At 62.5% G+C, this 19073-nt stretch carries 19 protein-coding genes and 1 pseudogene; 11 read left to right on the forward strand and 9 right to left on the reverse strand.

All coding sequences use genetic code 11. The features are described from left to right. Nucleotides 1-180: 180 nt before the first annotated feature. Together VGO04_RS29265 and VGO04_RS29270 are read left to right on the forward strand one after the other, a co-directional pair. Nucleotides 181-1689, forward strand: coding sequence for a DEAD/DEAH box helicase (locus VGO04_RS29265; RefSeq protein ID WP_327499488.1), 1509 nt, complete (start codon nucleotides 181-183; stop codon nucleotides 1687-1689). Nucleotides 1690-1697: 8 nt separating this feature from the next. After that, complete coding sequence (locus tag VGO04_RS29270) at nucleotides 1698-2129, forward strand: NUDIX domain-containing protein (RefSeq protein ID WP_327499489.1); 432 nt, start codon at nucleotides 1698-1700, stop codon at nucleotides 2127-2129. Between the two features lie 42 nt (nucleotides 2130-2171). Here VGO04_RS29270 and VGO04_RS29275 read toward each other — a convergent pair whose 3' ends face one another. The 7 genes and pseudogenes from VGO04_RS29275 to VGO04_RS29305 form a co-directional block, all read right to left on the reverse strand. Next, on the reverse strand, nucleotides 2172-2489 hold the full coding sequence (locus tag VGO04_RS29275; RefSeq protein WP_327499490.1) for a TfoX/Sxy family protein: 318 nt from the start codon (nucleotides 2487-2489) through the stop codon (nucleotides 2172-2174). A gap of 4 nt (nucleotides 2490-2493) precedes the next feature. Beyond that, nucleotides 2494-4110 carry a molybdopterin-binding/glycosyltransferase family 2 protein gene (locus VGO04_RS29280; RefSeq protein ID WP_327499491.1) on the reverse strand — a complete coding sequence of 539 codons (1617 nt, stop codon included), beginning with the start codon at nucleotides 4108-4110 and terminating at the stop codon, nucleotides 2494-2496. Beyond that, nucleotides 4107-4811 (reverse strand): XdhC family protein, encoded by a 705-nt coding sequence (locus VGO04_RS29285; RefSeq protein ID WP_327499492.1) that lies wholly within the window; start codon nucleotides 4809-4811, stop codon nucleotides 4107-4109. The genes VGO04_RS29280 and VGO04_RS29285 overlap by 4 nt, the downstream gene beginning before the upstream one ends. A 2-nt stretch (nucleotides 4812-4813) precedes the next feature. Beyond that, nucleotides 4814-5146: an XdhC family protein gene (locus tag VGO04_RS29290; protein WP_327499493.1), complete on the reverse strand. Its 333-nt coding sequence runs from the start codon at nucleotides 5144-5146 to the stop codon at nucleotides 4814-4816. A gap of 24 nt (nucleotides 5147-5170) precedes the next feature. Beyond that, nucleotides 5171-6406 carry a VWA domain-containing protein gene (locus tag VGO04_RS29295; RefSeq protein WP_327499495.1) on the reverse strand — a complete coding sequence of 412 codons (1236 nt, stop codon included), beginning with the start codon at nucleotides 6404-6406 and terminating at the stop codon, nucleotides 5171-5173. 22 nt (nucleotides 6407-6428) lie between these two features. Further along, entirely contained in the window at nucleotides 6429-7349 is a 921-nt protein-coding gene (locus VGO04_RS29300; RefSeq protein WP_327499496.1) for a MoxR family ATPase, read from the reverse strand. A gap of 125 nt (nucleotides 7350-7474) precedes the next feature. Further along, nucleotides 7475-8001, reverse strand: a pseudogene (locus tag VGO04_RS29305) (flavin reductase family protein). A gap of 259 nt (nucleotides 8002-8260) precedes the next feature. Here VGO04_RS29305 and VGO04_RS29310 point away from each other — a divergent pair. The 7 genes from VGO04_RS29310 to VGO04_RS29340 all read left to right on the forward strand — a co-directional run bounded on the left by VGO04_RS29310 (nucleotide 8261) and on the right by VGO04_RS29340 (nucleotide 14234). Beyond that, nucleotides 8261-9349: a branched-chain amino acid ABC transporter substrate-binding protein gene (locus VGO04_RS29310; protein WP_327499497.1), complete on the forward strand. Its 1089-nt coding sequence runs from the start codon at nucleotides 8261-8263 to the stop codon at nucleotides 9347-9349. Continuing rightward, on the forward strand, nucleotides 9346-10353 hold the full coding sequence (locus VGO04_RS29315) for a P1 family peptidase (RefSeq protein ID WP_327499498.1): 1008 nt from the start codon (nucleotides 9346-9348) through the stop codon (nucleotides 10351-10353). The genes VGO04_RS29310 and VGO04_RS29315 overlap by 4 nt, the downstream gene beginning before the upstream one ends. Before the next feature lie 76 nt (nucleotides 10354-10429). Beyond that, complete coding sequence (gene rpe / locus VGO04_RS29320) at nucleotides 10430-11107, forward strand: ribulose-phosphate 3-epimerase (RefSeq protein WP_327499499.1); 678 nt, start codon at nucleotides 10430-10432, stop codon at nucleotides 11105-11107. Beyond that, complete coding sequence (locus VGO04_RS29325; RefSeq protein ID WP_327499500.1) at nucleotides 11104-11847, forward strand: DUF2259 domain-containing protein; 744 nt, start codon at nucleotides 11104-11106, stop codon at nucleotides 11845-11847. Before rpe ends, VGO04_RS29325 begins: the two co-directional genes overlap by 4 nt. Continuing rightward, nucleotides 11844-12401, forward strand: coding sequence for a hypothetical protein (locus VGO04_RS29330; RefSeq protein WP_327499501.1), 558 nt, complete (start codon nucleotides 11844-11846; stop codon nucleotides 12399-12401). The genes VGO04_RS29325 and VGO04_RS29330 overlap by 4 nt, the downstream gene beginning before the upstream one ends. A 62-nt stretch (nucleotides 12402-12463) precedes the next feature. Next, complete coding sequence (gene purB / locus VGO04_RS29335) at nucleotides 12464-13765, forward strand: adenylosuccinate lyase (RefSeq protein WP_327499502.1); 1302 nt, start codon at nucleotides 12464-12466, stop codon at nucleotides 13763-13765. Nucleotides 13766-13925: 160 nt separating this feature from the next. After that, nucleotides 13926-14234 carry a PilZ domain-containing protein gene (locus VGO04_RS29340; protein WP_327499503.1) on the forward strand — a complete coding sequence of 103 codons (309 nt, stop codon included), beginning with the start codon at nucleotides 13926-13928 and terminating at the stop codon, nucleotides 14232-14234. Nucleotides 14235-14316: 82 nt separating this feature from the next. On the opposite strand, the gene VGO04_RS29345 is transcribed toward VGO04_RS29340, so the two are convergent. Then, on the reverse strand, nucleotides 14317-15132 hold the full coding sequence (locus VGO04_RS29345; RefSeq protein WP_327499504.1) for a DUF2189 domain-containing protein: 816 nt from the start codon (nucleotides 15130-15132) through the stop codon (nucleotides 14317-14319). 260 nt (nucleotides 15133-15392) lie between these two features. Here VGO04_RS29345 and VGO04_RS29350 point away from each other — a divergent pair, with 260 nt between their 5' ends. Beyond that, on the forward strand, nucleotides 15393-15947 hold the full coding sequence (locus VGO04_RS29350; protein WP_327499505.1) for an alpha/beta hydrolase: 555 nt from the start codon (nucleotides 15393-15395) through the stop codon (nucleotides 15945-15947). 190 nt (nucleotides 15948-16137) lie between these two features. Beyond that, nucleotides 16138-18660, forward strand: a complete 2523-nt coding sequence (locus VGO04_RS29355; RefSeq protein ID WP_327499506.1) for an EAL domain-containing protein — start codon at nucleotides 16138-16140, stop codon at nucleotides 18658-18660. 48 nt (nucleotides 18661-18708) lie between these two features. Here VGO04_RS29355 and VGO04_RS29360 read toward each other — a convergent pair whose 3' ends face one another. Further along, a complete protein-coding gene (locus tag VGO04_RS29360; RefSeq protein WP_327499507.1) occupies nucleotides 18709-19023 on the reverse strand; it encodes a DUF1476 domain-containing protein in 315 nt (104 codons plus the stop codon). Between the last annotated feature and the right edge of the window lie 50 nt (nucleotides 19024-19073).

Genomic DNA, 19073 nt, shown 5'->3' on the forward strand with positions numbered 1-19073 from the left:
CGCTCCGTCACGGCTTGACAAGAAATGCGACAGATTCGCGGCTTTTCACCTTTTCGAGCTTCAACGTGCTGGATTTCTTGACTTTCAGCGGCGTTCAGCTTAAGAGCCCGGCCACGTGCTCGTGCGTTTTCCATCTATCGATCAGTGTTCTATTGAACCGGAACGGAAACAGATTTCCCTTTGACCAATTTTGCTGACCTTGGCCTGAGCCAAAAAGTTCTCTCCGCTGTCACCGATGCGGGCTACACAATCCCGACCCCGATCCAGGCTGGCGCCATCCCGCCGGCGCTGCAGCGTCGTGACATTCTGGGGATCGCGCAGACGGGTACGGGCAAGACCGCGTCGTTCGTGCTGCCGATGTTGACGCTGCTCGAAAAGGGCCGCGCCCGCGCCCGCATGCCGCGCACGCTGATCCTGGAGCCGACGCGCGAACTGGCCGCTCAGGTCGCCGAGAACTTCGACAAGTACGGCAAGAACCACAAGCTCAACATCGCGCTTCTCATTGGCGGCGTTTCCTTCGACGAGCAGGATCGCAAGCTTGAGCGTGGCGCCGACGTGCTCATCTGCACGCCGGGCCGCCTGCTCGACCATTTCGAGCGTGGCAAGCTGCTGATGAGCGGCGTCGAGATCCTGGTAATCGACGAGGCCGACCGCATGCTCGACATGGGCTTCATCCCCGATATCGAGCGCATCGCCAAGCTCATTCCGTTTACGCGTCAGACGCTGTTCTTCTCGGCGACCATGCCGCCGGAAATCCAGAAGCTCGCGGATCGCTTCCTGCAGAACCCGGAGCGCGTCGAAGTCGCCCGCCCGGCATCGACTGCCCAGACCGTGACGCAGCGTTTCGTTGCCGCGCACGCAAAGGACTACGAGAAGCGTGCCGTTCTGCGTGACCTGATTCGCGCTCAGGACGAACTCAAGAACGCGATCATCTTCTGCAACCGCAAAAAGGATGTCGCCGACCTCTTCCGTTCGCTTGACCGTCACGGCTTCTCCGTCGGCGCGCTTCATGGCGACATGGATCAGCGCTCGCGCATGACGATGCTGGCCAACTTCAAGGACGGCAACATCAAGCTTTTGGTCGCCTCCGACGTTGCTGCCCGTGGTCTGGATATTCCTGACGTCAGCCACGTCTTCAATTTCGACGTTCCGATCCATGCGGAAGACTATGTTCACCGTATCGGTCGTACCGGTCGTGCCGGTCGCTCTGGCGCCTCCTTCACGCTCGTAACCAAGCGTGACACGAAGTTCTCCGATGCGATCGAAAAGCTGATCGGCCAGAAGGTTGAATGGCTGAACGGCGATCTCAACAATTTGCCCGAGCCGATGGAAAGCCACGACACCGGTCGCCGCGAACGTGGTCGCGATGGCCGCAAGGACCGGAAAAAAGATGGGGATCGTGGCCCGAGGGCGCGCACCGATCATAAATCCGATACCGTGCGTGTCGATAGTGAGGCCGAAGTTGAAACAGTCGTGGAAAGGGCGGAATCGGTGAAACCGGCACGCAGCGCAGAAAACAAGCAGGGACAGAACAACCGCGCCGATCGTCCGGTGCGTGCATCGAACCCCGCCAACGACGACAACCGCGACCGCCGCAACCGTCACCGCCGCGACTATGACGACGGCCCGACCCCGGTCGGCTTCGGCGACGATATCCCTGCCTTCATGTTGATTGCCGGCAAGGCCTGATAGCCATTATGGGCCTGCCAGGCATCGATTTTCCGGGTTTCGGCTGCGGACTTGCGATCGTGCGCGATGGCAAGATCCTGCTTTACAAGCGCGTCAATGCGCCTGAAGCCGGGCACTGGAACATCGTCGGCGGCAAGGTCGACCATATGGAGCGCTCGGAAGCCGCGGCGCGGCGCGAGGCCGAAGAAGAAAGCGGCCTCAAAATCCTTTCGAGCGAATTCTTGTGCCTGAGCGAACAGGTGATCGAGGCTGATCGCCAGCACTGGATCTCGATGATCTATGTGAGCCGGCATTTCTCCGGCGAGCCCGAGATCACCGAACCGCATAAGCTTTCCGAATTCGGCTGGTTCGAACTCGACGCCCTGCCCCAGCCCTTGTCGCGTTTTTCTGCCGATGCCGTCCACGCCTTGCGCAAGCTGGAAAGCCGCGTCTCCGCCTGAGGCGGTCTCGACGTAGCTGACGGACGGTTGTCCCGCCGGACACTATTTCCGCGAACGCAGCGCCGCGTCATAGGCGAGCCTCACCCAGCGTGCCATCTCGTCCGGGTCATCGAAGGCGTCTTCGGGAATGCTCCAGTAAGGCATCTTCACCGGCTTGCCCTTCCCGTCATAGGCCCACTGCCTGGAACCCGCGCCCTCAAAGGCGGGCGCCGTCTGCTCGTCGCCCTTCAAGAGGATTTCGCCATCGACCTCGAGCGCGAAGATCACGCCCTCGAAGTAGACACCCTTGCCGCCGAACATCCGCTTGATGGTCACAGGTCCGAGCGTCTCGAACATCTCCTCGATGGCTGCATTGTCCACGCGTTTATACCTCCAGTGTGCCGCCGGCGGCGACAATCTGCTCGGGCGTATCGAGATCGAGCCTTGCGGCTGAGCCTAGTTCGACATCGATGACCGGCAGCCCACGTTTCTCAATGATGTGCCTTGCGCCAACGTCACCAACAAGCAGCCGGATCGCAGAAAAGGTTTGCCGCGGCAGGATCACCGGGTTGCCGCGCTGCCCGTCGGCGGTCGCCCGGATGACGGCGCCACCGCGTTCAGCGTTGAAGCGCGCGGTCAGCGTGTTGAGGTCGTCACTGGTGATGCCCGGCATGTCAGCGAGCATCACCAGCATGCCGGAGGCACGCGGGCCAAGGGCCGAAAGTCCCGCGGTCAGCGACGAGGCCATGCCGGAGAGATAGTCGGGGTTGGAGACGAATTTTACCGGCAGTTCACCAAGCGCCGTGCGGATGTCGGCTTCACGGTGGCCGGTGACCACGGTCACCCTGCCAGGGGCCGCCGCGAGCGCGGCTTCGACGCTACGGCGCACGAGTGGGACGCCGTCGAAGGTCGCGAGCAGCTTGTGGCCGCTGTCCGGTCCCATCCGGCTGGCGCGGCCCGCCGCCAGAACGACGATTTCAACGGGTGATAATGGCAACGCCGTTGCATATTCACGTGGCTGCGGCCGAGTGGCGATTTCGCCGAGCAAACCGCCGACGCCGAGGCCGGTAATGTCATCGAAGCTTGGCCACTCGCCGGCGAGGATACGGTCGAGAATCCAGTCGAACCCGTTTTCGCGCGGACTGCGGGCGCAGCCGGGCGCACCGACGACCGGGACTTCGCCAACTCGGCCAAGAACGAGCAGATTGCCGGGATCGACCGGCATGCCGACATGGTCAACCACGCCGCCCGACCGCCGAATCGCTGCGGGAATGACGTCGTGCGCATCGGCGACGGCGGAGGCGCCGAAGACCACCAGCAGGTCATGCTCTGGCAGCAGGTCGTCGATTGCCGCGGCGACGGCGCGTTCCGTGTGTGCAACGCGTCGCTCGGTCAAAAGCTCGCTTCCCGAGTGACGCAGGCGCGCTGCGAGCGTGGCTTTGGTCTTGTCCATCACCTGAGATTTCAGTGTTGGCAACTCAGTTGCTATCAACGCTGCGCGCCTTGCCGCGAAGGGTTTGACTTCGAAAGCTGTATGGCTGCCGAGCAGTCTCTCGGCTTGCAGTACAAATTGACCGGCGACTGCGAGCGGGATGATCTTGATCGTCGCAACCATGTCGCCGGCCTGGACCGGCATATGGTCGCCGAGACAGGCAAGCGTGATGGCCGGGTCGATACGGTTCAATCGATCGACAATGTCGCGCGATGCGACGAAAAGGCCCGCAACGCGCGAGTAGACGTTCACGCGGCCCGTTGCGGCCTGCGAGAAACGAAGGTGATCGGGGGCGATCGCCGCCGCGATCTGCGTTGCGGCCTCGTCTTCCGTGAGGTCGCCGGGATCAAGGCGCGCGACCACGACCTCCGGTGTGTTGCTGGCTGTCAAGGCGGCGATGTCGGTGGCAGAAAGCAGGTGACCTTTCGGCAAGCGCAGACCATCCGCCTTGATCCCATGCGCCAGAATGGCCCCTTCCGCCTCGCAGGTCTTGATCGGCCCGAACCTCACGCGATCGCTCCTTCGTCCTTGCCGATGGCGCGGCGCCGCAGCGCTTCGATGATTTCCGCGAGGGTCGCCACTGCGATCTCGGCTGGGTTTGCCGCGCCTATGTCGAGCCCGATCGGCGCCCGAATGCGCGCGATCTCGGCATCCGCAACGCCTGCCTGGCGAAACCTGTCGACACGCTTCGCATGGGTTTTCCGGCTACCGAGCGCGCCGACATAGAAGCACCCGGCAGAAAGTGCCGCGCGGATCGGTGCATCGTCGATCTTCGGGTCGTGCGTTACGGCAGCGAGAGCTGTGAAGCGGTCGAGCGGCCTCAGTTTCAGGGCATCCTCCGGCCATTCGGCAATGAGCTCGACGCCGGCGAAACGCTCCGGCGTCGCAAAGGCGGTGCGCGGGTCGACGATCGTCACGTCGAAACCGGCAACCGGCGCCAGTTGCGCCAGCACCTGCGATATGTGCACGGCACCGATGACGAGAATGCGTGGCGGCGGCAGATAGGCATTGAAAAACAACGACCCCTCATCGGTATCGACGATACCGCCTCGGCCGGACTGCAGGGCGCTGGCAACAGCTCTCTGCAAGGATGCGGGACAGTCGTCACCTTCGAGAAACAGCCGCACGCCACCGGCGAGATCGCTGACGGCTACGGCGGCTCGACGCGCCGCCCGTGCCTTGTTGAGTGCCTCCAGGATTGCTCGTTCCATCGTCAGCCGTCGACCTGTTCCACAAGCACCCGGATGCGCCCGCCGCACGAAAGCCCGACGCGCCAAGCGGTTTCGTCCGCGACGCCGAATTCGAGAATTCTCGGTGCGCCCGAGGCAATGACATCGGCCGCCTCCACGATGACTGCGCCTTCGACGCAGCCGCCGGAAACCGACCCTTCAAAGTTCCCTTCGCCGTCGATCACCAGATGGCTGCCGACCGGGCGTGGCGCTGAGCCCCAGGTTTCGATCACGGTCGCGATTGCCACCTTGCGCCCGTCCTTGATCCAGGCTTCTGCAACATCGAGTGGATCCAAACTATTGACTGCCGCCAGCATTTTGCCACCTTCCCTGCCATTCGGTCATCGCGACGCGAGAAACCGTCTGGGATCCGCATCCCGGGAGCCCTGCCCGGAAAGCGCCTTCACCAGTTCACCGATCGATTCAAGATTGTGCACCGCCCGGAATTCGTCAACATGCGGCAGCATCGCCCGGACGCCGCGGGCGCGCGCCTCAAAGCCGTCGAAACGCAATAGCGGGTTGAGCCAGATCAGCCGCCGGCAGGATCGGTGCAGCCGGTCGATCTCGACCTCGAGCTCGCCCACATCGTCCCGCTCAAGGCCGTCGGTGATCATCAGCACGATGGCGCCCTGCCCGAGCACACGACGGGACCACCGTCGGTTGAACTCATGCAGTGTCTCGCCGATCCGCGTGCCGCCGGACCAGTCCTTGACGGCGGCGACGCAGTCGTCGATTGCGGCATCCGGATCGCGATTGCGCAGCTGACGCGAGACGTTTGTCAGCCGCGTTCCGAAGAGAAAGGTCTGCACCCGCCGACGCTCCTCGGTGAGCGCATGCAGGAAGTGCAGAAAGATGCGGGTGTACTGGCTCATAGAGCCGGAGATATCGGCGAGCACCACGAGCGGCGGTTGGATCAGACGTCGCTCTCGAAAACGCGGCAGGATCAGTTCGCCGCCAAAGCGCATGGCATCGCGCATGGTTGCGCGCGGATCTATGCGGATCTGGCGGCGCGAGGGCCGAAAGCGGCGTGTGACGACCCGGTCCATCGGCAGCGTCAGTGCGGCAAGCGCGCGCTTCGCCTCTGCAATTTCGGCGGCGCTCATCTGCGCGAAATCGGCCCGGCGCAGCAATTCGCGACCGGAGACCGTGAAGCGGGCGTCGACCTCGATCTCGGGCTCGTCTCGCGCTGGTCGGTCCGCTTCGTGTCCCGAAAGCAGGGCATCGCTGACGCGCGTTTCGCCAGCTCTGCGCTGTTGGCGCTCGCTCTCGCGCTCTGGCGCCAACGGCGACATCATCGCGATCATCTTTTCGACAAGCCCGCGGGATCGCCAGAACAGACGGAAAGCTTCGTCGAACACCGGCTGGTCCTCGTGGCGCTTCACGAAGACGCATTGAAGTGCCGCGTAAAAGGCGTCCCGGTCGCCGATACCGATCAGCGTGACCGCATCTATGGCATCGGCGATCGCGCCGGGACCGATCTTGATCCCCGCGCGCCGCAAGGACCGCGCGAAAAAGACGATGTTGTCGGCAAGGCGACCGTCCGCTTCCCCGACCGGCGGGAGAATGGCACCGTCCATGTGCGCCTCCCGCGTTTCCATGTCAGCCAGCCGCCAGCAGCTCCGCCTTGACCTCGGCGAGCAGCTTGCGCCCCTCGGCCCCGTCGATCCTGGCGATGTCGTCCTGATATTTGAGCAATGTGCCGAGCGTGTCGGCAATGGTCTCGGGATCGAGCGCCAGCCTGTCCAGCTCGGTCAGGGCCGTTGCCCAGTCGATCGTCTCGGCAACGCCGGGGTTCTTGAAAAGGTCGACCGTGCGCAGCCGTTGTACATAGGCGATGATTTCCCGCGACAAGGTCGCGTTGCATCCGGGGACCTTGCGACGGATGATTTCCAGCTCCTGTGCCGCTTTCGGATAGTCGACCCAGTGATAGAGGCAGCGGCGCTTGAGCGCGTCATGGATTTCACGCGTGCGATTGGTGGTGATGATGACGATGGGCGGCTCGGCAGCGCGGATGGTTCCAAGTTCGGGGATGGTCACCTGGAAGTCCGAGAGCACCTCGAGCAGAAACGCTTCGAACGCCTCGTCGGTTCGGTCGAGTTCATCGATGAGAAAAACAGGCGCGCGGCCGTCTTCGGATGAAATTGCCTGGAGAACCGGCCGGCGAATAAGGAAGCGCTCGGAAAAAATGTCGCTTTCGATTCGTTTGCGATCGACCTTGCCGCTGGCCTCCGAAAGGCGGATTTCCAGCATCTGCGCCGGATAGTTCCATTCGTAGACCGCCGATGCCACGTCGAGACCCTCGTAGCATTGGAGCCGGATCAGCGGCCGGTCGAGCGCTTTTGCCAACACCTTGGCGATCTCGGTCTTGCCGACGCCGGCTTCGCCTTCGAGAAAGAGCGGCCGTTTCATGCGAAGCGCGAGAAACAGCACCGTCGCAAGTGCCGTACCGGCGAGATAGTCATGCGCTTGAAGGAGGGCCGAAGTCTCCTCAATCGACTGGGGCATGCTTTCAGTCGCCATGTCTCCTCCGCCACGGCTTGCATCGATCACGCGAGTCGACCGATGCATCAATTCTACCGGGCAACTCAACGGCTTACGGCAAAGTCCTCATGCCGTTATAGACGTTCGAAGTCGCACGACAAAATCTATAGCGAGTGATAGCCGCGGTCCACATAAATGAGCGGCGGACGCGACGGCCCGATCGCGACGTCGACCACCTCGCCGAAGAGCACCAGGTGCGTGGCTATGGTTTTCACCTCGACCAGACGGCAATCGAAGGAGGCGACCGCGTTGGCAAGGATTGGAGAACCGGTGGTCAACTGCGTCCACTGACCAAGCGCAAAGCGGCGATCCATATCCAGCTGGTCACGGCCGGAAAAGGCGTGAGCAAGCGCCCGGTGCTCGTCTCCGAGCAGATTGAGGGCGAAGCTGTCGCTGCGGGTGAAGATCTCGTTGCGAGGATTGGCACCGTTGAGGCAGACAAGAACGGTCGGAGGGCTGTCGGAGACGGAGCAGGACGCCGTCACGGTGACGCCGCGCCGCTCGCTTGCATCCGCCGCGGTGATGATCTGCACGTGACCGGCCAGGCGGCTCATCGCGTCGCGATAACTGATGGGGTCCAGCCGGGTCTTCTCCAACACTTCTTTCTCCGGGCAATGTCAGGCACATACATAGACGGTCGTTTGAAATATGAAACCCGCCATGAAGAGAATCTTGCACTTCTGCGACATGGCGACGACGCAGATTGAACCTTCTTCGCAGGAAGCATCATCTTTTCCTTTGACGCGAAGGGGCACATCCTTAAAACATGCGGCAACGACCATACCGCACGCTGGTTGCGGGCGGCACGGCAGGGGTAGCAGCGGGGCTCGCCGCAGGAGTTCGTTCCGGATTGATTCTGATCTGGGACCATGCGGCAGCGGAGAAAGTGAATGCGTCGATCGATTGTCACCAGCCTCATCCTTGCCGGACTGGTACAGGCGGCACCCGCCGCGGCAGCAGGCATCAAGGTCGCAGTCGTCGCACCGGTCGAAGGTCCGTTTTCGCTCCTGGGCAAGCAGATTATCGACGGCGCCGCGTTCAAGGCGGGCGATCGCGGCAGCGAGGTCGTCGTCATACCCGAGACGTGCGACACGGCTGGCAATGATGCCCTGACAAAGGCGTTGCTTGCCTCCGGCGCCGAGGCGGCCATCGGCTTTCTGTGCACCGAAAGCCTCAACGCGACGCTTCCGGCACTGGCCGAAGCCGGGCTGCCGGCAATCACGCTCAGCGTGCGTTCCGATATCCTGATGGAAGACGCCCTCAAGAACAAATGGCCGCTCTTCCGGCTTGCGCCGAGCGGCAATGCCGAAGCGGCGGCCATTGTCGACGCGATCCTGGCGCGCTGGAAGGACAAGCCGGTGGCACTCGTCGACGATGGCACGATCCACAGCCGCGAGCTGGTCGAGACCGTGCGCTCCGCGCTTGGCGAAATCGGGATGACGCCGGTGTTCAGCGACACCTATCGTCCCGCGCAGGAGCAGCAGATCAACCTGGTGCGGCGCCTGGTCAAGAGCGGCGCCACCCATGTCTTTACCGGGGGCGACCGCCAGGACACGGCAGTGATTGCCCGTGATGCGCAAACGGAAGGCGCGAGCCTCACCTTGCTTGGCGGAGACGCCTTGAACGCTGCCGATCTCGCCGTGCCGCTCGCCGACGGCGTGCTCGCGGTGACGTTGCCGGACGCGTCACAAGCGCCCGAAGGCAAGCCTTTTGCAGACGACATGCGCGCTTCGGGCCTCGAGCCCGAAGGCTATGTGATGCCGGCCTTCGCGGTGATGGCCCTGCTGGAGGAGGCCAAGGATCGCGCTGCGCAGGACGACAAGCCGCTAACAGAAGCGATCGCCAGGGGACCCTACCCGACTGTTCTCGGCCTCATCGCGTTCGATGAAAAGCATGAGCGCGCTGAAAATCCCTATCGTCTGATGCAATGGCAAGGCAGCCGCTTCGTGCCGGCAGCCCCGGAAGGAAGAACTCCATGACCTCCAGGGGACGCCTGAACCTGATCACCGACGTCGCTGGGCTGACGGTCGGCAACGCCGAGGACCACCGCCTGAAGTCCGGTGTCACCGCCATCGTTTGCGATCCGCCGGCCACCGCCGCGGTGCAGGTGCTCGGTGGCGCACCCGGCACGCGGGAAACGGATCTGCTCGACCCGCACAACACGGTGCAGACGGTCGATGCCCTGGTGCTTTCGGGCGGCTCTGCTTTCGGGCTGGACGCCGCATCCGGCGCCCAGGCGGCACTCAAGGAGATGGGGCGCGGTTTTGCAGTCGGCCCGCACAGGATACCGATTGTCCCAACCGCCATTCTCTTCGACCTGATCAACGGCGGCGACAAGGAATGGGGGCGTTTCCCGCCCTATCGCGAGCTCGGCTTTGAGGCTGTCCGCCGCGCCGGCACTACGTTTTCCACCGGGACGGCGGGTGCTGGCACCGGCGCGCTGACGGCCACGTTCAAGGGCGGCCTCGGTTCGGCCTCGACCGTTTTGCCAAGCGGCATCACCATCGGGGCGCTCGTCGCCGTCAACGCTCTCGGTTCTGCGACAGTCGGGGGCGGCCAGCATTTCTGGGCGGCTCCGTTCGAAATCGATGGTGAGTTCGGCGGGCTCGGCTATCCCCACCCCTTGCCTGAGGACGCATCCGATATCCGCATTAAGTTTCGTGACCGCCAGTCGGCTGCCGCCAACACGACCATTGCGGTAATCGCGACCGACGCGGTGATGAGCAAGGCTGAGGCCAAGCGCCTGGCGATCGCCGCCCATGACGGGTTTTCCCGCGCGCTCTGGCCGGCTCATACACCGCTCGACGGCGATCTCATCTTCGCGCTTGCGACCGGTGCCAGCGGCAAGGTGCCGACGCTTGAGGATTTCATCGACCTTGGCGCCGTTGCAGCATCGACCATGGCACGCGCGATCGCCCGCGGCGTCCATGATGCGACACCGGCAGAAAACGACCTCAAGCCGTGCTGGTCTGGGCTTAGCTGACGCAGCTTTGATCGCCGGCATGTTGTTTGCGCGTCCCACCGGTGCTATTTGCGCGGAAAACACGCTGGAGTGCGCCATGACCCATCCTATCCGCATTGCACCGTCGATCCTGGCGGCCGATTTCTCCAAGCTCGGACAGGAGGTTCGCGACGTCGTCGATGCCGGCGCCGACTGGATCCATCTCGACGTCATGGACGGCCATTTCGTGCCGAACATCACCTTCGGTCCCGACGTGATCAAGTCGCTGCGGCGCTACACCGACGCGACCTTCGACTGCCACCTGATGATTTCGCCTGCCGATCCCTTCCTTGAGGCCTTCGCCAAGGCGGGCTGCGATATCCTGACGGTGCACGCCGAAGCCGGCCCGCACCTGCACCGCTCGTTGCAGACGGTACGGTCGCTTGGCAAGAAGGCTGGCGTTTCGCTGAACCCGGCAACACCGGAAAGCGCAATCGAATACGTGCTTGATCAGCTTGATCTCATCCTGGTCATGACCGTCAATCCGGGCTTCGGCGGGCAGAAATTCATCGACGCGACCGCAGAAAAGATCCGCCGCATCAAGGCGATGATCGGCGACCGCCCGATCGAGATCGAGGTGGATGGCGGCATCGCGCCCGATACCGCCGCTGTTGCCTCCGGCGCTGGCGCCAATGTTCTGGTCGCCGGTTCAGCGATCTTCAAGGGGGGCTCGGTCGAAGCCTATCGCAGCGCGATCGACGCGATCCGTGCGCCCGCCGAAAAGGCCTATCGATGAAGAAGCGCGCAGGAGCGCCAGTTCTGCTCTTCGTAGCGGCCGGTGCGTTCGCGTCCCCGGTGCTGGGCGGCGATTATGCGGCCTTCGAGCCGATCGGCTTTTCGGCCGACGGCAATGTCTTTGCCTTCGAGGAATACGGCGTCCAGGACGGTTCGGGGTTCCCCTATTCGACCATCTACGTGATCGATACCCGCAGCGATGCGTTCCTGCCCGGCGCACCGGTGCGTGCGGTCGGGCGCGAGGACGGCAGCCCGCTCTCCAAGGCGCGTCATGAAGCACGCAGGCGCGCAGCACCTTTGATCGAGGCCTATCGCCTGGCCGATGCGCCTGGGCTGCTGGCTGCCTACAATCCGATCACCGAAGCCAACGCCAAGCCGCTGAGCCTGACTTACGATTCGTTTGCAGCCGAAGCGGCGTTCCGCGAGACCTATTCGGTGACCTTGGAAGAAAAAGCCTTTCCATCGGACGGCATCTGCAAGGACTTCCTGAAGGAGATCAAGGGCTTCCGGCTGTCGATGACGACCAAGGCGGGAGCGCCGGCCGCGGACGTGCTGCAGGATGACAGCCGTATTCCCGATAGCCGACGTTGCCCGACGGGTTATCAGGTCGGCGGTGCGGTTACCCATCGCAACGATGACGGTTCGGAGACCCATGTCATCATGGTTCTCGTCAAGTCGCTGGGCTTTGAAGGCACGACGGATGGACGCTGGATCGCCATCCCGACCCGGGTTGCCAAATGAACGAGGCGGCCGCCAGCGTTGACGCGAAAGCAGAGCGTGCGGCGGCCGATGTTCCGAAGCAAGGCCGCCTCGCCCGCGCCGTTCCATCGCTTCGCGTGCTGGTCGTCGGCGCGCCTTTGTGGAGTGCGTCGATGGCGCTTTCGGCCTGGTATGGCCTCTGGCTTCGCGAGCGCGCCTTGACCTTTCACCTTGCAGAATTGCTCTGGATCTTCGGTCTCGGCGCCTTGCTGGCCTGGCCGCCAGCGCTGTTTCTGGCCCGCCTTACCGCGCTCGGGCGCGGAGCCGAAACACGGTTTGCGGCCTATCTCCTGTTCCTTTCGCTCGGCACGATCGGAATGACGGCATTGCTCTTTGCGCTCGACTACCGGGAATTCTATGCGCAGTGGCACGCGCCCGTCGGAACGAGGACCTGGCTGTTCCAATTTGCCTTCACCACCGCCATCGCCTTCTATCAATTTCTGGTCATGGGCCTGCGCCTCTATTTGCCGGTTGGCGGTGTTATACTGCTTGGTGCCAGCCTGTGGCTGGCAAGCCGCCGCAGCCAACGGCGTTGAGCTTCGCGCCTATCTTTGCTAGAGGCACGGCCATCCTCCTCTGACGACGAAAGCTAAAGCCCATGATCCCGCGCTACTCCCGACCGGAAATGGTGGCCATCTGGTCTCCGGAAACGAAATTCCGCATCTGGTTCGAGATCGAAGCCCATGCCTGCGACGCGCTGGCCGAGATCGGTGTCATCCCGAAGGATGCTGCCCGCACGATCTGGGAAAAGGGTGGCGCTGCCACCTTCGATGTTGCCCGCATCGACGAGATCGAAGCCGTCACCAAGCATGACGTCATCGCCTTCCTGACGCATCTTGCCGAATTCGTCGGTCCGGACAGCCGCTTCATTCACCAGGGCATGACCTCGTCCGACGTGCTCGATACCTGCTTCAACATCCAGCTGGTGCGTGCAACCGACCTTCTGCTTGCCGATCTCGACAAGCTGCTCGAAGCGCTGAAGCGCCGCGCCTTCGAACACAAGGACACGGTGACGATCGGCCGTTCGCACGGCATCCATGCCGAGCCGACGACGTTCGGCGTCAAGCTGGCGCTTGCCTATGCCGAGTTTGACCGCTGCAAGCAGCGCCTGCTCGCCGCCCGCGAGGAAGTCGCCACCTGCGCCATCTCCGGCGCCGTCGGCACCTTCGCCAATATCGACCCGCGCGTCGAGGAGCATGTCGCCAAGGCGCTCGGCCTGAAGCCGGAGCCGGTTTCCACCCAGGTCATCCCGCGTGACCGCCATGCGATGTATTTCGCCACCCTCGGCGTCATCGCCTCGTCGATCGAGCGCCTCGCAACCGAAATCCGTCACCTGCAGCGCACCGAAGTGCTCGAAGCGGAAGAGTACTTCTCTCCGGGCCAGAAGGGCTCGTCGGCGATGCCGCACAAGCGCAACCCGGTGCTGACCGAAAACCTGACGGGTCTTGCCCGCATGGTCCGCGCCTTTGCCGTCCCCGCGATGGAAAACGTGGCGCTGTGGCACGAGCGCGATATCTCGCACTCCTCGGTCGAGCGCATGATCGGCCCCGATGCAACGGTTACGCTCGACTTCGCGCTTGCGCGGCTGACCAACGTGATCGACAAGCTGCTCGTCTATCCCGAGAACATGACCAAGAACATGAACAAGTTCCGCGGTCTCGTTCACTCGCAGCGCGTCCTCCTCGCCCTCACCCAAGCCGGTGTGTCGCGCGAGGATGCCTACCGTCTGGTGCAGCGCAATGCCATGAAGGTCTGGGAACAGGGCAAGGACTTCCTCGAAGAGCTGCTGGCCGACACCGAAGTGCGTGCTGCGCTGTCTGAGGCAGACATTCGCGAGAAGTTCGATCTCGGCTACCACACCAAGCACGTCGACACGATCTTCAAGCGCGTCTTCGGCTGAGGCACCACAGGTGCGGGCGCACAAGGCGCGCCCCTATAGCTATTGAACAACATGCCCGCATTTGACGCACATCGGTCAAATGCGGGCATTTTTGTTAGCGAGATATTCAATTATTGCGTGCAACGCTTCAGGTCTGTCAATTCAGGTTTCTGAGGATCACATGGCCTACAAGGACAGTGTCGAGCGGACGACCCAGCGCACGCGAACGAAGATCACGGGTACTGTTACCTGCAAAACGGGCTCCAGCAACGGCGTCGTCACCGATCTTTCGGCGGAAGGCATCTGCTTTCAGCTCTTCTTCGACATCAACGCCCGGACCGGGCAGGAAGTGACGATCCGGAGCGAAGAACTCGGGTTCCTGACCGGCATGGTTCGCTGGTATCGGGGCGACAAGATCGGCATCAAGCTCAATCTGTCATCCAATACGGCCGCTCAGATTTCGTCCTACTACAAGCACTTCCGGCCGTAGGAACGGTTCGCGTCTACGCGCCAAAGCGCCGCCGGTCAGTCGACCTGCGGCGCTTTGGCGTTGGCATTCTACCGATCGGCAGTTACCGCGAACGGGCACGCGGGCCCGGCTCCACCATCTTGCGATAGAGATGCCAGGTGGAGTGGCCGAAGATCGGCATGATGACGGCGAGGCCGACGAAGACCGGGATCGAGCCGATGACCAGGCCTGCGGCGATGATGAAGCCCCAGACAGCGACCGGTACCGGATTGACGAGGGTTGCCCGAATGGAGGTTTCGACTGCGGAGACTGCACCGACGTCACGGTCAATCAGCAGCGGAAACGATACCACCGACGTCGCCAGTACGATCACGGCAAAGACGAAGCCGACTGCGTTGCCGACGAGGATCAGGTTCCAGCCCTGCTCCGTGCCGATGATACCGTTCCAGAACGCTCCGATCGAATCCGGTGGCGTGGTTCCAAAGATCTGCACATAAAGCGCCTGTGCGACCAGCAGCCACACGACGAATACGCCAAGGAGCATGGCGGCGACTGCCATGATGGACGGCAAGGCTGGAGAACGGTGCAGGCGAAGCGCATGCGGCCAGGAGTAGTCCATGCCCAGTTCACGCCGTCGGCTGACTTCATAAAGGCCGATCGCCGCCACCGGGCCGATCAGGGCAAAGCCTGAGACCAGCGGGTAAAGCAGCGGCAGCATGTTGGCTCCCGCGCTCCAGGTGATCAGAACGACGCCGGCAATCGGGTAGATCAGACAAAGAAAGACGTAGTGCGATGGTTTTTCGCGAAAGTCGTCAAATCCGAGGCGCAAAGCGTCGAACACGTCAGCGACGCCAATCTTCTTGATTCCGGGATGGGCGACACTCGCGTCCGCTCCCGACAGAACATGGAATGTTGTCATGGCTCACACTCCTCAACGAACCCGAGCGGCCACGGAACAGCAGTGCGGCGAAAGCAAGCCGCACCAAACCGCGACCGTCAGCCCGATTATACAGAAAATGAAACCGCTGTCGCCGTCTGCACGCCTGCTAAAATGATCGTCGATGGGAAGAAGCCAAAACGTCGTGTCGCGGGCGCTACAGCGATCTGCGTACATCTTGAGAGGCCGGTCTGCCGGTAGACCTTGACTTCGACGTGTTTCAGCGCCACATCGCGGCCATTATGAAAGTTTCCGACGCCCATATCCTCATCGTCCCAGGCTACACCAACTCCGGACCGGAGCACTGGCAGACCCGTTGGGAACGCAAGATGTCGTCCGCGCGCCGCGTCGAGCAGGCAGAGTGGGCAAAGCCCGTGCGCGACGACTGGGTGGCGCGCATGGTCGAAGAGGTCAATGCGGCGGAAAAGCCCGTGGTCATCGTGGCGCATTCGCTTGGTGTCGCGACGGCAGTGCACGCCCTGCCCCATTTCACGAAGCCGATCGCCGGCGCGTTTTTCGTCGCTCCGCCGGACGTAGCCAATCCGGCGATCCGCCCCAAGCACCTGATGACCTTCGGCCCCTACCCGCGCGATCCGCTGCCGTTCCCCTCGCTGATGGTCGCGAGCCGCAACGATCCGTTCGGCTCCTACGAGCACGCGGACGATATCGCCAACGCCTGGGGCTCGCTCCTCGTCGACGCCGGTGAATCTGGCCATATCAATACGGAATCGGGACACGGACCGTGGCCTGAGGGCACGATGGTGTTTGCTCAGTTTCTAAGCCGCCTGAAGCCTTAAGTCTTAACCACTGTGTCGATCGGTTGACGTCTCATTAATCCGACGTTCATTGTCCGCGGTCATCATCGGCGGGCATGGCAGCGTGGCGCGCATCCCCAGTGATTCCGTCCGCTATCGAACCTTGATTTGCGGCGTGATTGCCTGGCTCTTTGGCCGGATAATGCGGCCGCAGACAGTGGACATAGGATAAGTGGCCGCAAACGAAGGTCTTACCCAAGGTGCGCATCGCGCACTGGCGCAACCGGAAGCTCTGACGCAGGCCACCCTGGAGCGGTTGCCGGCGGGCGCAATCGTTGCGGATGGCCATGGACGGATCCTTGCAGCCAACGCCCGTGCTGCCGAACTGCTCGCTCGCACTCCTTCTCAACTGCGAAACGCACTCCTGAGCGACCTTGTGGAGGACGAGTACCGGCCGCTTCTGCCTCCGCGGGCAAGCTCGACGTCCCCTGCCACAGTTCACTTCCTAGGTCCGTCCGGTTCGTTGCCGATGCTCGTTGCCTGTTCGCAGGCGCATTTCGAAAGGCCGGGCGACTGGCTGATCCTGCTGCTGCCGGTCGATGATCTCGTAAGCGAAATTGCCGGGCTGCGCAGCGACGAAACGCGCTGGAAATATGCGCTCGATGGCGCGCTTGAGGGCGTGTGGGACCACGACTTCGAAACCGGGAACCTGTTCTATTCAACCACCTGGAAGCGTCTGCGTGGCCTGCCCGACGATGCCGTCGTCGACGGCACCCTTGAAACATGGATCCAGAGCGTTCACCCGGACGACCATTCGCATGTGCGCGCCGCAATCGAGCGGCAGGATTCGGGCGAAGCCATCTTCAACACCTTCGAGTATCGCGAACGCCACGCGGACGGCCATTGGATCTGGATCGAAAGCCGTGGCGCCGCCGTCGCCTACTGGCCAGACGGACGCCCAAGCCGGATCATCGGCACGGATACGGACATCACCGCCCGCAAGGAAGCCGAGGCCCGGCTCGAAGAGGTTTCGCGCCGGCTGCGGCTCGCTCTCGGCGTCTCCAAGATCGGTGTGTTCGACTTCAATCTCGACGCTCTACGCGACGACTGGGACGAGCGCATGTTCGAGATCTACGGTCTGGACGCGAGCGAAGGACCTCCGAGTTCCGAGACCTGGGAGAATTGCCTGCATCCCGAAGATCGCGATGCGGTGATTGCCCGCACCAACGAAGGCATCGCCTCCGGAAAAACCTATAGCAACGCGTTCCGGATCGTTCGGCCAGACGGCTCGATCCGGCATATCCGCTCGAACGCCGCGACCTATGTCGATCATCTCGGGACCCGCAAGCTCATCGGTGCTAACTGGGATGTCACCGAAGACATTGCCCTGCAGGAGGAACTGCGCCACGCCCAGGCCTCCGCCGAGGCGCGCAACCGCGAACTCGAGCAAGCGCGCATCAGGATCGAATACAATGCTCTGCACGACTATCTGACGGACCTGCCCAACCGTCGCTACCTCGATCAGATGCTGACGGAGAACGTTGCGGTCAACGCCATCCTGCATATCGATCTCGACCGCTTCAAGCAGATCAATGACACGCTTGGGCACCAGGCCGGTGACGCGATGCTGACGCACGCAGCCGCCATCCTTCGAGCGCATGCGCGCCATGACGATTTTATCGCGCGTATCGGCGGCGACGAATTTGTCATTCTTTGCCGACGCGACCGTGACCTGCCGCAACTGACCGAACTTGCCGAGCGGATCGTGCACGCCTTTCGTCGGCCGATCCCCTATGACGGACAGCTCTGCCGTCTTGGCGCAAGCATCGGCATTGCCTGGAAGGGCCACGAAGACTTCGATGCAAAGCAGTTGCTGATGAATGCCGACATTGCGCTCTATCGGGCAAAGAGCCTGGGGCGCGATCGGGTCGAGGTGTTCTCCGAACTCATTCAAACCCAGATCCTGACCGCCAAGAGGATCGGCGACGACATTCGCCAGGCAATCGAGGAAGGCCAGTTTACGGTCTACTACCAGCCACAGTTCAACGCGCGCTCACTGGAGATAACGGGCGTCGAGGCCCTGGTGCGCTGGGATCATCCCGAACGCGGCATCCTTGCGCCCATTCACTTCCTCAAGGTCGCCGAGGAAATCAACGTCTTGCCGGCGATCGACAGGAAGGTCGTCGAAATCGCCTATGCCGACTTTCAATCCTGGCAACGGGCCGGTTTTGCGATTCCGAAGATCTCGGTCAACATGTCGTCGCCGCGTCTGCGCGATCCCGGCCTGATCGCCGACCTCAGCGCCATGCGGATCCCACCGGGCGTACTTTCGTTCGAACTGCTGGAGTCCATTTTTCTCGATGATCCGGAAGACGAAATCGCCGAAACGATTTCGGCCCTTGGTGATCTCGGCATCGAAGTCGAGATCGATGATTTCGGCACAGGGCATGCGTCGATCATCGGTCTGCTCAATCTCAACCCGGCCCGGCTGAAGATCGACAGGGCGCTCGTCGGCCCGATCACCGAAAGCGCAAAGCAGGCCAAGCTCGTCCGGGCTATCATCGACATTGGCCATTCGCTCAACATCGAGGTCGTCGGCGAAGGCGTCGAAACCTGGGAACATGCAGCAATGCTGCGAGAGCTTGGCTGCGACGTGCTGCAGGGCTATGCGCTTGCCCGGCCAATGGACCGCCTGGAACTCGAGCAGCGATTGAGCCGCGGCTGGAAGCCAACCTTCGGCGATGCGGGCAAATAAAAACCGCCCAACCTTGCGGTCGGGCGGCTATAGAAAGTCAGTGTGAGCTTACTTGCTCTGGATCTGCTGCACGGCCTGGCCGAGAAGCTCGAGCATGCGTACGCGGATCTGCTCTTCCGTCTGCGCGACGCCAGCCGCATCGAAGTCGGCCTTGATCTTGCGCACAACGTCTTCGTGGCCGGCTTCTTCAAAATCTGCAGCAACAACTTCGCTGGCATAGGCTTCGGCGTCGGCCTTGCCCAGCAAGCCTGCAGCCCAGAGACCGAGCAGTTTGTTGCGACGCGCTTCAGCCTTGAACCTCAGCTCTTCATCCAGCGCAAACTTCGCTTCAAAGGCTTTTTCGCGATCCTGCATCGTCGTCATCAATCGATCTCCCTGAAAATTCCATATCGGAAACAGTTATCGCCATAAAC

Origin of the sequence: Ensifer sp., from assembly GCF_035999185.1 — a bacterium.
In the GTDB taxonomy this organism is placed as follows: domain Bacteria; phylum Pseudomonadota; class Alphaproteobacteria; order Rhizobiales; family Rhizobiaceae; genus Ensifer.

What these genes read in the sequence shown, in the direction of transcription:
- VGO04_RS29315 (WP_327499498.1), top strand. Translation starts at nt 9,346, where the DNA reads ATGACCTCCAGGGGACGCCTGAACCTGATCACCGACGTCGCTGGGCTG.
- VGO04_RS29270 (WP_327499489.1), top strand. Translation starts at nt 1,698, where the DNA reads ATGGGCCTGCCAGGCATCGATTTTCCGGGTTTCGGCTGCGGACTTGCG.
- VGO04_RS29310 (WP_327499497.1), top strand. Translation starts at nt 8,261, where the DNA reads ATGCGTCGATCGATTGTCACCAGCCTCATCCTTGCCGGACTGGTACAG.
- VGO04_RS29325 (WP_327499500.1), top strand. Translation starts at nt 11,104, where the DNA reads ATGAAGAAGCGCGCAGGAGCGCCAGTTCTGCTCTTCGTAGCGGCCGGT.
- VGO04_RS29285 (WP_327499492.1), bottom strand. Translation starts at nt 4,811, where the DNA reads ATGGAACGAGCAATCCTGGAGGCACTCAACAAGGCACGGGCGGCGCGT.
- VGO04_RS29350 (WP_327499505.1), top strand. Translation starts at nt 15,393, where the DNA reads ATGAAAGTTTCCGACGCCCATATCCTCATCGTCCCAGGCTACACCAAC.
- VGO04_RS29290 (WP_327499493.1), bottom strand. Translation starts at nt 5,146, where the DNA reads ATGCTGGCGGCAGTCAATAGTTTGGATCCACTCGATGTTGCAGAAGCC.
- VGO04_RS29340 (WP_327499503.1), top strand. Translation starts at nt 13,926, where the DNA reads ATGGCCTACAAGGACAGTGTCGAGCGGACGACCCAGCGCACGCGAACG.
- VGO04_RS29360 (WP_327499507.1), bottom strand. Translation starts at nt 19,023, where the DNA reads ATGACGACGATGCAGGATCGCGAAAAAGCCTTTGAAGCGAAGTTTGCG.
- VGO04_RS29300 (WP_327499496.1), bottom strand. Translation starts at nt 7,349, where the DNA reads ATGGCGACTGAAAGCATGCCCCAGTCGATTGAGGAGACTTCGGCCCTC.
- VGO04_RS29345 (WP_327499504.1), bottom strand. Translation starts at nt 15,132, where the DNA reads ATGACAACATTCCATGTTCTGTCGGGAGCGGACGCGAGTGTCGCCCAT.
- VGO04_RS29330 (WP_327499501.1), top strand. Translation starts at nt 11,844, where the DNA reads ATGAACGAGGCGGCCGCCAGCGTTGACGCGAAAGCAGAGCGTGCGGCG.
- VGO04_RS29295 (WP_327499495.1), bottom strand. Translation starts at nt 6,406, where the DNA reads ATGGACGGTGCCATTCTCCCGCCGGTCGGGGAAGCGGACGGTCGCCTT.
- purB (WP_327499502.1), top strand. Translation starts at nt 12,464, where the DNA reads ATGATCCCGCGCTACTCCCGACCGGAAATGGTGGCCATCTGGTCTCCG.
- rpe (WP_327499499.1), top strand. Translation starts at nt 10,430, where the DNA reads ATGACCCATCCTATCCGCATTGCACCGTCGATCCTGGCGGCCGATTTC.